This window comes from Propionimicrobium lymphophilum DSM 4903 (assembly GCF_000423485.1).
Lineage (GTDB): Bacteria > Actinomycetota > Actinomycetes > Propionibacteriales > Propionibacteriaceae > Propionimicrobium > Propionimicrobium lymphophilum.
In genome coordinates, this window is the sequence record NZ_AUIB01000004.1 from 161,378 (window position 1) to 173,524 (window position 12,147).

Annotated in this window: 10 protein-coding genes and 1 pseudogene; 7 read left to right on the plus strand and 4 right to left on the minus strand. The window is 59.0% G+C overall.

Annotated features, from left to right (window positions below):
- Positions 1 to 63 precede the first annotated feature (63 nt).
- Positions 64 to 1,794, plus strand: a complete 1,731-nt coding sequence (locus G556_RS0103365; RefSeq protein ID WP_028821758.1) for a SpaH/EbpB family LPXTG-anchored major pilin — start codon at positions 64 to 66, stop codon at positions 1,792 to 1,794.
- A 58-nt stretch (positions 1,795 to 1,852) separates the two neighbouring features.
- Complete coding sequence (locus tag G556_RS10085; protein ID WP_081675499.1) at positions 1,853 to 2,818, plus strand: class C sortase; 966 nt, start codon at positions 1,853 to 1,855, stop codon at positions 2,816 to 2,818.
- 62 nt (positions 2,819 to 2,880) lie between these two features.
- Here G556_RS10085 and G556_RS0103375 read toward each other — a convergent pair whose 3' ends face one another.
- On the minus strand, positions 2,881 to 5,361 hold the full coding sequence (locus tag G556_RS0103375; protein WP_036915794.1) for an ABC transporter permease: 2,481 nt from the start codon (positions 5,359 to 5,361) through the stop codon (positions 2,881 to 2,883).
- A pseudogene (locus tag G556_RS0103380) lies at positions 5,361 to 6,065 on the minus strand (ABC transporter ATP-binding protein); the annotation flags it as partial. The pseudogene G556_RS0103380 and the gene G556_RS0103375, both read right to left, overlap by 1 nt.
- A 159-nt stretch (positions 6,066 to 6,224) precedes the next feature.
- Here G556_RS0103380 and G556_RS0103385 point away from each other — a divergent pair.
- Positions 6,225 to 6,518 (plus strand): type II toxin-antitoxin system VapB family antitoxin, encoded by a 294-nt coding sequence (locus G556_RS0103385; protein ID WP_016455097.1) that lies wholly within the window; start codon positions 6,225 to 6,227, stop codon positions 6,516 to 6,518.
- A 77-nt stretch (positions 6,519 to 6,595) separates the two neighbouring features.
- Positions 6,596 to 7,105, plus strand: coding sequence for a LytR C-terminal domain-containing protein (locus G556_RS0103390; RefSeq protein ID WP_155941731.1), 510 nt, complete (start codon positions 6,596 to 6,598; stop codon positions 7,103 to 7,105).
- Here the strand turns inward: G556_RS0103390 and G556_RS0103395 are convergent.
- Entirely contained in the window at positions 7,102 to 8,421 is a 1,320-nt protein-coding gene (locus tag G556_RS0103395) for an FUSC family protein (protein ID WP_028821762.1), read from the minus strand. The genes G556_RS0103390 and G556_RS0103395 overlap by 4 nt on opposite strands.
- Before the next feature lie 96 nt (positions 8,422 to 8,517).
- On the opposite strand from G556_RS0103395, the gene G556_RS0103400 reads away from it, so the two are divergent.
- The 3 genes from G556_RS0103400 to gdhA all read left to right on the plus strand — a co-directional run bounded on the left by G556_RS0103400 (position 8,518) and on the right by gdhA (position 11,770).
- Positions 8,518 to 8,916 (plus strand): hypothetical protein, encoded by a 399-nt coding sequence (locus G556_RS0103400; protein WP_028821763.1) that lies wholly within the window; start codon positions 8,518 to 8,520, stop codon positions 8,914 to 8,916.
- Between the two features lie 101 nt (positions 8,917 to 9,017).
- Positions 9,018 to 10,307, plus strand: a complete 1,290-nt coding sequence (locus G556_RS10090) for a serine/threonine-protein kinase (protein WP_016455101.1) — start codon at positions 9,018 to 9,020, stop codon at positions 10,305 to 10,307.
- 128 nt (positions 10,308 to 10,435) lie between these two features.
- On the plus strand, positions 10,436 to 11,770 hold the full coding sequence (gdhA, locus tag G556_RS0103410; protein WP_028821764.1) for an NADP-specific glutamate dehydrogenase: 1,335 nt from the start codon (positions 10,436 to 10,438) through the stop codon (positions 11,768 to 11,770).
- Positions 11,771 to 11,845: 75 nt separating this feature from the next.
- On the opposite strand, the gene G556_RS0103415 is transcribed toward gdhA, so the two are convergent.
- On the minus strand, positions 11,846 to 12,147 hold a 302-nt coding region (locus G556_RS0103415; RefSeq protein ID WP_028821765.1), incomplete at its 5' end, for an IS3 family transposase.

Sequence of the window (12,147 nt, forward strand, 5' to 3'; positions counted from 1 at the left end):
AGACGCTATGAAAGCTGGCGCTGCGGCGCCGAAAAGAAAATATCTAACCCAAGGAGAAATCAAATGATTCGCAAATCATCAAGGCTGGGGGCAGGCGTTGCCGCAGCTATGTTGGTGGCTGCGCTGGGCGCGGGAAGCTATGCGCCTGCGTTTGCTGATCCCGGCGACCAGACCAAGGTTGGCGGTAATAGCCAGGAGCACACCGCCAACGTCGCTCTGGTTAAGGGTGACGCTTCGGTGCAGCTGACCATCCACAAGTTCTATGGCGCTGCCGGCATCGAGCCGAACAACGGCACCGAACAGACCATCAGTAAGCCTCCGCTAGAGGGCGTGCCCTTCGACATCTACAAGGTCGAGGGCGTTGACCTGACCACTAATGCTGGGTGGAAGACCGCGGCTGAGCTCTACAAGACCAACATCACCGTCGCCAACAATAAGCCGAGCATTACTGGAAAGAACCTGACCTTCGTAGAGACTGTTACCTCTGGCGCTGACGGCACGGCTACCTTCACCAAGGCCAACGGCGTCGGCGTCTACGTCGTGGTTGAGAACCTGAGTGGTGTGACTACCGTCAAGAAGCACGATAACGGTGCGACTGAGGATATCGATGTTGCTAAGGTAACCCCGGCCAAGCCGTTCCTGGTGACCCTGCCGATGACCGAGCCGGTAAATAAGACCTCTTGGATGTACGACGTGCACGTCTACCCGAAGAACCAGTCCGACACCATCACCAAGGAGGTCAAGGACGAGGGCACCGTCACCTTCGGCGGTAATGCTGAACCCACCAAGCTTGGTGGAGCTGCCAAGCACGAGGTGACCTACACCATTACCTCGTCGATCACTGACGGCTCCGAACCGCTCGGCAAGTACGTGATCTACGACGAGATCGATCCTCGCGTTGACATTCAGTCGATCGACCTGAAGCTCTCGGATAATACTGCTCTAGCTTGTGGCACCGACTACGACATTAAGATCGCTGGCAATGCTGTTGAGTGCGATAAAATCGCCAACGCGAACCCGAAGAATGGCAAGGTTGAGATCGCTTTCAAGGACACTGACGCGGCCACCGACGGTGTTCAGCTGGGTAAGCTCGAGGCCGACCGTAACAATGATGTGGTTACCACCATCAAGGTAAAGGTGAACGACGAGGGTGCCAAGGGCATCATCGAGAACACTGCCAGCTTCATTCCGAACAAGCCTTGGGAGGAGTCGAACCCCGGCAAGACGATCCCCTCGAACCCGGTTGAGAGCCGCTACGGTGATCTGAAGATCAACAAGGTTGACGCTAAAGAACCTAACACCAAGCTAGACGGTGCGGTGTTCTCGATTTTCAAGGCTGGCAAGGACGGTAAGTGCGACGGTGCCGACGTCAAGGCAGATCCGCTGTACACCGGAGTGACCACTGCCAACGGTGGCACCGCAACTGTTAAGGGTCTGCAGGCCTCTGACTGGTACGACGGCAAGGCTCAGACTGCTAAGCAGGGCTACTGCCTGGTTGAGACCAAGGCTCCAGATGGCTACAACCTGTTGGCCGAGCCGATTCACTTCTATGTGACCGCCAATAAGGCTGTGGTTACAGATAAGGACGGCCAAGTAACTGAAACTGAAATTAACCATGGCTCGGCTCCTGCTTCCATCGAGTACATCATCAATAACGAGAAGACCAACCTGGAAAACGAGCTGCCGAAGACTGGTGGCGCGGGCACCCTAGCCTTGGCTCTAGCTGGTCTGCTCTGCATTGGCGGCGGTATCGGATGGTACCTGTCCGCTAGCCGCAAGACGGTTCAGAGTTAGTAGATAGGTTTGGGCGCTGTCTGAATAGGCAGCGCCCAAACGCTAAAAAGGGTCGCGAATGAAACGAAATGTTGTCGGGGCAATTGCTTTGCTGGTGCTTGGTGTATTAATCATGGCGTACCCCGTTATCTCGACCCAATACAACAACTATCATCAGCGTAAATTTGCCCAGCAGTACGTGCATCAAGTGACCGAGATAGATAGCACGGAGGCTGATGAAATATTTGAGCGGGCGCAAAAATATAATCAGAACATAACTGGTGTGCCCGTGTTGGACCCCTGGCTGTTGAAAGCCGCTGCAGACCCCGGTTCGAAGGCCTACAAGGAATACGCCCAGCAGTTGAACCGAACCGAGATCATGGCTCGGCTCCGGGTGCCGAGAGTGGACATCGATTTGCCGGTCTATCGTGGCACAACTGACGATGTTCTGGCTCACGGGGTCGGGCACCTCTACGGAACCGCTGTTCCGGTTGGCGGGGAAGGCACACACTCGGTTCTGACCGGGCACACAGGGCTGGCCACCGCCACGCTATTCGACCACCTAGTCGATGTCGTCGATGGCGACGTTTTTTACATCGACGTGGTGGGCAAAACCTTGGCCTACAAGGTAAACCAGATAAAAATCATTGACCCCGACGAGGTCTCTGACCTGACCAAAGTCGAAGGCAAAGACTACGTAACTCTTCTTACCTGCTACCCGTACGCGGTTAACTCGCACAGGCTGATCGTGCGTGGCGAGCGAATTCCCTACGACCCTGGCAAAGATAAAAAGGACGATTCCTGGAAACCAAAAATGGAACCTTGGATGTGGCTGCTCATTGCCGGTTCTGGAATTGGACTGGCGGCGATCGTGGGTATTGTCGCCACCAGGTTGCGAAAGAAAAACAAATCGGATCAAAGCGACGAAGAGCCGAGACGATCTTTAAGCGGCCAAGACGATCAAGAAGATCCTGAAATCTCTGCTGGCGATCCGCAGCCAAAAGCTAGGCGGGCAGAGCCTGACTCTGAAGATAGCGCCGACTGACGGGCTACATAAGCCAACGGAGGGACCGCATTTCCCCCCGAGCGGTCCCTCCTTCTTTCTTACTATTCTTCGGCCAGCGCCTGCGTCGGGCTGGCCTGCACCGCGCGTCTGCCCGGCAGGATCGACGCCAACCCAGCGGCCAACAGGGTGATGGCGAGCATGGCTAGCGTCTGCGGCAGGTCGATTGCAAACGAGCTCGACATCGTTTGATTGGTTTCGTGCTGGATCTGGGTTAGCAAGGAGTTGATTCCCAGCCAGCCGAAGAACATGCCGAAGACCACAGCCACCAGGGCCGCGGCGAACGCCAACAGCAGCGCCTCGATCAGGAGCATCAGTCGAACCGAGGAGCGCTGCATGCCTAGCGCGCGCAGCAGGGCCGTCTCGCGGTTTCGCTCAATGACCGACAACGTCAGCGTGTTACCGACGCCGATCAACGCGATGATCACCGCGACGGCAAGGAGTGCCGTGACGACGAGCAAGATGTTGTCTAGCACCTTCTGCAAGATCATCGCCTGGAATGCGCTGCCGGAAACATCTAGCTTGTCGGGAGACGCCTGCACGATGGTTCCGATGGGGTCTAACGTCTGGGCGACGTCATCGCGGCTATCCAGCTTCAGCCACACCGACATCGGCTGGCTTTCGCCGAGCTTGGCCAGATTCGACTCGCTAATAATCACTTGGTCGTAGCGTTGCGGATACTTCGATTCCTCGGTCTTCAGCGTCACAGAACCGCTCGGCCCGGTCAGCGTGATTTCTTTTTCGGCGTGGCTATCGTTCATCAATGCCACGTCGTCGCCGATCTTCTCGGGCGCCTCATGCACGGTCTGAACGGCTTTGCTATTCCAGCCGAGCGCGATGAAATGTTGGTACTGCCCGCTGTTTACAGCCACTCCGTTCAGCGTCGCCTGCGAACGGACATTGGGCAGGGTAGACAGTTCGTTCTGCACGCTCTCGGAGAGCGGCTTCGGGCCCGTGAGCGAGCCGTCCTGCGGGTTGTGCATGTAAGAGGTTGAGACGGACAGATCGACGGGGTTGTTCTCGTCGATTGCTTTAGACATGGTCTTCTCTGCGGTGGCAGTGCCGACCTGAAGCGTGACGATCAGACCGATAGCCAACATGAGCGCCGTGGCGGTCGTCGAAGCGCGCGCCGGATTGCGAAGCGTGTTCTCAACAGCCAGGTTGCCGGCCGGACGGCCTCGAAGCGGCACGCCCAGCACCCTGATCAGCGCCGGAATGTATAACTGCGAACCGGCGAGGACGGCGATTGTCAGCAGCATCGCGCCGGCGATAGCCAGGGGCAGGGCCTGAGACTCGATGGTCATCGAGCCCACGATCAGACCGATAGCTGCCAGCGCGAATAGCCCACAGACCACGGCTCGGGCGCGCTTCTTGCGCTTCTCAGCCTCGTGCGTGGCTACTGGCCGCAGTGCCTCCAGCGGACGAACCTTGGACGTGCGCAGCACCGGAACCATCGCTGCGATCAGCGTTATGGCCACGCCCACGATCAGCTCGACGCAAACCTCGCCCCACGGAACCGAAATGCCCCACGCCAGCGTGCCCGTCAACTGCGAGCCGATGATTGCAATGAGCCCACCAAGGCCGATGCCCAGCGCGGAGCCGATGAAACCCAACAAGAGTGCCTCGGTCAGATAACGCGCCCGAACCTGGTTGCTGGTTGCGCCGACCGCGCGCAGCAGGCCGATCTGGCGACGACGCTGCGCGAGCAGAATCGTGAATGTGTTGGCGATGATGATCATGCCAACCAACAAGGCGATGCCCGCGAACACGAGCAGTACATTGCGCATCGCGTCGAAATCGCTGGAAAGCCCGGTCAGGGCGTCCTCCTGGTACTGCTCGGAGGTCTGCGCCAGCGGGTCTTCATTGCCGGATTCGTTGGCAAAAGGCTTTAGGCGGTCGTTGAGTTGCGTGGCAACAGATTCGGGATCGGAGCCTTCCGAGACGCTTACCAACAGCGTGTTTCCGAACGAATAGTCCGCCGGGGCAAGGTAGGCCGGCTTGAAGAACATGCTGGGTTTGTCGTCCGTTATTCCCGTGAGCTTCAGCTTCATGTCACCGGCGGTGAGCTCGTCGCCCACTTTTGTGTCAAGGTCGTCGGCCAGGGAAGGCGAAATCGCAATCTCGGTGTCGTCCTTTGGCCACTGGCCCTCGCGCAGGGAAGCCCAACGGAAGTTCTCGCTGGGCAGGTTGTATGCGCTAGACATCTGCACCTTGCGGCTTGGGCTCTTCAGCGGCAAGAACTGATTATGGACAGCTGAAAACTCGTCGACGCCCTCGGTGTTCTGCAGGGTTTTCAGAACGTCTTCCTCGGTGGCGGTCTCATTGGGCGTTAAAGAGACGACCAAATCTGCGGAACTGCTGGGCAGGGCGAGCTGCTTACCCATGACCTCACGCTGGGTCTGCAAGAACACGCTGACCGCCGCCATGAAACCGACGCTGATGGCGATCGCGATAATCGTCGCGATAACCCTGGACGGGTGGAAGCGCACCTCTCGCGCCGCTGCCGCAAAATTGTGGCGAAGCATCAGCCCTCCAGCCCGGTCAGCTCGTCGCTTAGCGTCTGAATCGAGGGCGTGACGAGATCCTTGGTGATCTTGCCGTCGCGAAGAATCAGCGTGCGGTCGCCATATGCCGCGGCGGACGGATCGTGCGTGACCATGATGATGGTCTGGCCTAGCTCGTCGACACACTTGCGCATGTAGTCAAGCAAACTGCGCGAGGCCTTGGAATCGAGGGCTCCGGTGGGCTCGTCGGCGAAGATCACCTCGGGACGGGTGATGAGCGCGCGGGCGATTGCGACGCGCTGCTGCTGACCGCCGGAAAGCTCGCTGGGGCGGTGCGAAAGCCTGTTCGCTATGCCCAGCGACTCGGCCAGCTGGCCAAGCCACGCGCGGTCTATCCTTTTGCCGGCCAACTCCAGCGGCAGAACGATGTTCTTCTCCGCGTTCAGGGTGGGCAACAGGTTGAAGGACTGGAAGATGAAGCCGAACTTATCGCGGCGAAGCAGCGTCAGCTTCTTGTCGGGCAGCTTGGTCAGGTCCTCCTCGCCCAGCAGAACCTGGCCGGAGGTTACCGCGTCGAGCCCCGCCATGCAGTGCATGAGCGTCGACTTGCCGGAACCAGAGGGGCCCATGATCGAGTTGAACGTGCCTCTATCGAAACTCACATCGACGTGATCGAGCGCCACGACGTCGGAGCTACCGGTGGAATATATCTTCGTTAGATCAACCGCGCGGATAACTGGAAATTGCGCGCGCTTGGCAGTGCTGGCCATCGTTAGCCTTTCTTTTCGGGTGCGAAACCCAATATACGTGTCGATTAAACGTGGAAAAATAGTCCCTGTCGCTAAACGTTAATATCTGTCGGCATTATTGACTATCATTCACTTGTGATCTTTAAACGAGTCGGCGACGGGCGTCCATATCCCGATCACGGTTACCGAAACCGCGATTGGGCAAAGATCGCGCCCGAACAGGTGCGGCTCGATCAGCTCGTCACCACGAAAAGCACCCTCCAACTGGACACTCTGCTAGAGGAAGAATCGACGTTCTACGGCGACCTTTTCGCGCACGTTGTGGAGTGGCGCGGCGAGCTTTACCTTGAGGACGGGTTGCACCGCGCGCTGCGCGCCGCGCTTCAGCAGCGTCCCACCGTCCACGCCCGGGTGCTTAACTTAGATTAAATTTAGAATTCGTTACTGGTTGTATTCGACCTCCTGCATTATCCTCTAAGAATTGAGCCCGAGCACAGGAGAGCAAAGTGACCAGATGGCGCAAAATCGCCTCACCAATCATCTTTTTGGTGGTTGCGACATTGCTTTTTCTTGGCGTGCGCTGGGGCTATAAACAGTTGACCCGGCCGTTCGGCCAGGAGGCCCCACCGTGCGTGGAACAAAGTTCCAGCACGCTCGACAGCTCGCAGGTGTGGGTTCGGGTGATGAACACCGGCAAATCCAATGGGTTGGCCGGCGAGGTCACCGACCAGTTCAAGCAAGCCGGCTTCAACACATTCCCTGCCCGTAACTCCTCAGAGGAGGAATCCGGCACCGTGGTGGTCGGCGGAAGCGCAGACTCTCCCGAGGTCAAACTAGTGCAGGGGTTTCTGATTGACGCCGAGGCCCGCGGCGATGGACGCAAAGACGGCACCGTGACCGTGCTGTTGGACGACAATTACCCAGGGTTTAATGCCGAAGCGCCTCGCTCGATCGAGGCTCCAGACGGCAAGATTTGCGTCGCAGCCCCGCAGGAAACTCCGACGCAGAGGCCCTAGTCGTCCTCGCCTTTTTGAAGCTCGTCGGCGGCCAGCTTCTTGAAATAGCGACGATCCTCTGAGTCGATCGCGGGCAATTCATCAGTGCCCCAGATCTCGGAGCGGCGGTCCCAATCCTCAACCTCAGGCAGACCCTCCGGCTCGTCCGGATCGTTACCGGCGAGGGTACTGCGCGCCTGCGCGTTGGATAGTCCGGTCAGTTGCAGCGTGTCCACCACGATCGCCCGCAGCAGGGAAGTCAGGGTTGCCGATCGCCAGTCGTCGTTGTGGCCGACCTCTTCTGGGGCCAGCTCACCCGCGATTGCCACCGCCGCGTTCCGGGCTTTCGTCGGACGCTCCCAGCTGCCGATTCCTGCTGCAACCTGGTCGATAATCGTCGCAACTTGCAGCACGTACGGAGAAACGGTCTTGATTTCTCCGCGCTCGATAACCATTCCGCGTGCCTGACGCTCGAAAATCAGCGCGGTTATTTCGAGTCGATCCGTCATCTCTAGGATGCGTTCGAGCTCGGTCAGCTTCGTCAATGAGCGCCGTCGGGCAACCGGATTCAGGCGGCTGGTCTCTCGAGCTGAAGCCAGCGCCGCCTCGCCATCAGTGACCGCCTCGCGGGTGGCGCTCAAGTAGCCCTTCGCGCTGTGCACCATGACGACGCTGCCCTCGGCCATGCCGTGCCCGAGAGCCCGAAGCGCGCGGGAGACGTCGTTCAGCGCGAGCACCGCATAACGCCTAGGCCGGCTTTCGGTGTTGATTGGCAGAATCAAGGTCGCGAAGAGCGCCACCACGGCACCTGTCAGGGCATCCATCCAGCGCCCGAACACCCCGCTCGACGCCGACACCATTCCGCCGGTGATCATCGACGCCATCACGATCGACTGAATGCCCATCTGGAACGCCGTCATCTCGGAGCGGTCGATCATTCGGCCGATCAGCGGCATGACGGACATCAACAAGAAGATCTGCCACCAGTCGAAGCCCGAATTGACGGCAACCAGACCGCCCACGGCGACGCCGATGCTGGCGCCGACGCCGAGCTCGACCACCTTGCGGATATTTCGGTTGCGGCTCATGCCCAGGCAGAGGAAGGTGGCGATGGGCGCGAACACCGGGTTCGGCTCACCCATCAGATACTTGCAGATCGTCCACGAGACGGCGGCGAAAGCGGCGGCGATGATCGTCGGCACGAACGCGCCCTTGACGCGGGCGCGCCCGGCACGAAGCTGCGAAATGAAATAGGTGCGGTATTTACGCACGAGCCTGCGGATCCGCTTCGGCACGTGACTGCGCCAACCGACCTCATCGATCTCGGCGTGTTTCATTTCGCCTCCTAAATTCGTCCCATCAATCCTAAACGCGTCTTCGGCTAACTTTCGCTAAAGGCTCGGGTAGCCCCGTATATGGCTGATAATTGAGCCATGAACAACTCGCCCGCATTGGCAATGATGAGCATCGGCTCCATCGTCACCGGAGTCGCGATGGTGGCAGCTCGGCTGCGCGTGCCCGACAACACGATCGGGCAGACCGCCTTCACGCTGCTTTTCGCGGTGGTTTTCGTCTTGCTGATCCATGCGCTAGTGGTGGGCGCCAGAAACAACAAACTCGACGCATACGGCTTCGGCCCGCGCGTCAGCAACATGATCGTAATCGGGTGCATGATCGTGGCGATCGTCATGTGGGCGTTATTCGCGTTCATGGTGTTGCTGATGATCAAAACGGGCGCCTCCGCCATCTTTAACGCGCTTTCCGTCGCCGGTTTAGCGACGTGTGCGACGGGGGCAACTTGGCTGCTAAGAGGGATGGTAAGTAAGAGCTAAACAAACGCTATTGCGTCCCTATAAAAAGCAACGCAATTTTTAGGACACTCCAATGCGTTTTCGGTTATGAACTTTCCAGAGAACTCGGCAAGAATAGAGACATGTCGCAAACCTTGATCGCAGAGCGTTATCGCCTGGACGCCATGATCGGCAAAGGTTCCGTGGGGGAAGTGTGGCAAGCCCAAGACATTCTTTTACAGCGAACCGTCGCTGTTAAGGTCGTCGACCTCGACACAAACACCGACGAAACCGTGCCGGAGCGGTTCAGGCGTGAAGGCATAGCCATCGCTGGACTAGACCACCCCAACATCGTCAAGGTTTACGACACCGGCACCTCGAACAACAAGGCGTACCTCGTCATGGACCTGCTTTCTGGTCCTAACCTGGCCACCCTCGTCCGCGAGAGCGGCCCGCTTGACTACGGGGTTGGCCTGCGCATCCTTGCAGCCGTCGCGGACGCGCTGCAGTCGGCCCACGATATGGGCATCACCCACCGCGACATCAAGCCCGCAAACATCGTGATGAACGCCCACCGCGACGTGGACGGCACCGTGCCCGACCTCTACGCCCACCCCGAGCGTGGGCGCCCCATCATCGTCGACTTCGGCATCGCGCGGGTGATGAACGAGAATGAGGCGCAGCTTACTGGCACGGCGACGGCCATCGGAACCGCCGCCTACATGTCGCCCGAGCAGGCCATGAACAAGAAGGTAGAGAGCGCGTCCGACGTCTACTCGCTGGGCTGCGTCGCATACTTTCTGTTCTGCGGGCGCCCGCCTTTCCTTGGCGATTCTTCGGTGGCTGTGGCGCACGCACAGGTTTATGACGAACCGCTGCCGCTTATCGATCTTCGCCCCGACGCCCCGCCTGCGCTCGACGCTTTGATGCCCAGAATGCTAGATAAGCGTGCCGGGCAGCGTCCGTCGGCTGCTGAGGTCTCCGAAGAAATGCGCCGCATCGCGGAAGATCCGAACGTTGCACCCGTCTACAAGCGCACTCCGAAGACGCACGGAGAGCCGTCGAGACTGGCGAAGCTGACCCCAAAGGTGCTGCTCATAGCGCTCATCGCGTGCCTGCTAGGGCTTTTGGCGTATGCCTGGGTCCGGCCGGGCGAGGTCTCGGTTCCGGGGCCGACGGTGACGCTGACGCAGACGCACACCCAAACCGCGCAAGCGCCAGAACCCGTCGAGGAAGAGCCTGCGCAGCAGGAATACGTCCCCGTTCAGCCACAACAGCAGTGGCCAGCGCAGCCCGCCCAGCAGCCTGCCTACACGGAGGAGCCGCAGCAGAACGGTGGGGAAAATCAGCAGAACCCGGCACCTGCGAACACCAATCAGGCTCAGCAGCCGGGATCGGAAGAAACCGGCGGCGCCGAGGAGAATCAAAGCTAGCTATCCAAGTTTTGGATCAGGGTTTTCAGGAATTATCGGCTGCAATAAAATTATCGCGGCACGAAACCTCGTGCCGCGATAGTCGCTGGACTAAAGGCTAGACGACAGTTCGATATAAGGAGCGATTAATGAAAGCCCATCTTTCCGAGGTCTATGACCAAATCATCGCCCGCAACCCGGGTGAAGCGGAATTCCACCAGGCTGTTAAAGAAGTCTTCGAATCGCTAGAACCTGTTCTCGACCGCAACCCGCAGTACACCGAGGCCGCCGTCCTCGAACGTATTTGCGAGCCTGAGCGGCAGATCATCTTCCGCGTGCCGTGGGTAGACGACGCCGGCCACGTACAGATCAACCGTGGCTTCCGCGTGCAGTTCAACTCCGCGCTTGGACCCTACAAGGGTGGCCTGCGCTTCCACTCTTCGGTATACCTGGGCATCATCAAGTTCCTGGGTTTCGAGCAGATCTTCAAGAACTCCCTGACCGGCCTGCCGATGGGCGGCGCCAAGGGTGGCTCAGACTTCGACCCGCACGGGCGCTCGGATGGCGAGGTCATGCGGTTCTGCCAGGCGTTCATGACCGAGCTCGCTCGTCACATCGGCCCTCAGGTCGACGTTCCCGCCGGTGACATCGGCGTCGGCGGCCGCGAAATCGGCTACCTGTTCGGCCAGTACCGCAGAATCACCAACCACTACGACGCCGGAGTGCTCACCGGCAAGGGCCTGACGTGGGGCGGTTCGCTCGCCCGCACCGAGGCCACCGGCTATGGCCTGGTCATGTTCACCGAGCGGATGCTCGCCAACCGCGGAATGAGCCTGGACGGCATGAAGGTGCTCGTCTCCGGCTCCGGAAACGTGGCCATTTACGCAATCGAGAAGGCCCAGGAAAAGGGCGCTAAGGTGCTCACCTGTTCCGACTCCAGCGGCTACGTCTACGACGAAAAAGGCATCGACCTAGAGGTGCTCAAGCAGGTGAAGGAGGTCGAGCGCGGACGCGTCAGCGACTATGCCGCTCGAACCGGCGCCAAGTTCTTCCCCGGTGAGCGTCCTTGGGGCGTCGAGGCCGACCTCGCGCTGCCTTGCGCAACCCAGAACGAGATCGAGATTGCCGACGCTAAGAAGCTGATCGCAAACGGTGTTAAGGCAGTCTGCGAGGGCGCCAACATGCCCACCACTCCGGACGCCATCGAGGCGATCACCGAGGCCGGCCTGGTTTACGTGCCCGGCAAGGCGTCGAACGCAGGCGGCGTCGCAACCAGCGGTCTCGAGATGCAGCAGAACGCCAGCCGAGATTCCTGGAGCTTCGAGTACACCGAGTCCAAACTGGCCGACATCATGGCCAACATCCACGACACTTGTGCGGAAACCGCCGAGGAATACGGCCACCCGGGCAACTACATGCTCGGCGCCAACATCGCCGGCTTCGTGAAGGTCGCCGACGCGGTCATCGCCCAGGGCCTGATCTAAAAACACAAAAAATATGCGCGGCTGGGGATAACTGAACTGTCCCCCGATTGTTGGATGGTTTAAATAGTATCCGGTTTAGGCTGTTAGGGCATGAGTTCGGTATTGGGCCGGGCTCATGCCTTCTAGTTTTTCTTGGATGCGTGCGGTGTTGTACCAGGTGATGTATTCGTCTAATTGACGAATGAATTGGTCAATAGTTTTGAAGGTTTCTTGGTGGTAGAACTCCACTTTGAGGTGTGAGAAGAAGTTTTCTGCTATGGAGTTGTCATAGCAGTTACCTTTTCTAGACATTGATTGAATCGCGCCGAGTTTTTCTAGTTGGTGACGCCAAGAAGAGTGTTGATAGTGGAAACCTTGATCAGTGTGGACGATCAAGC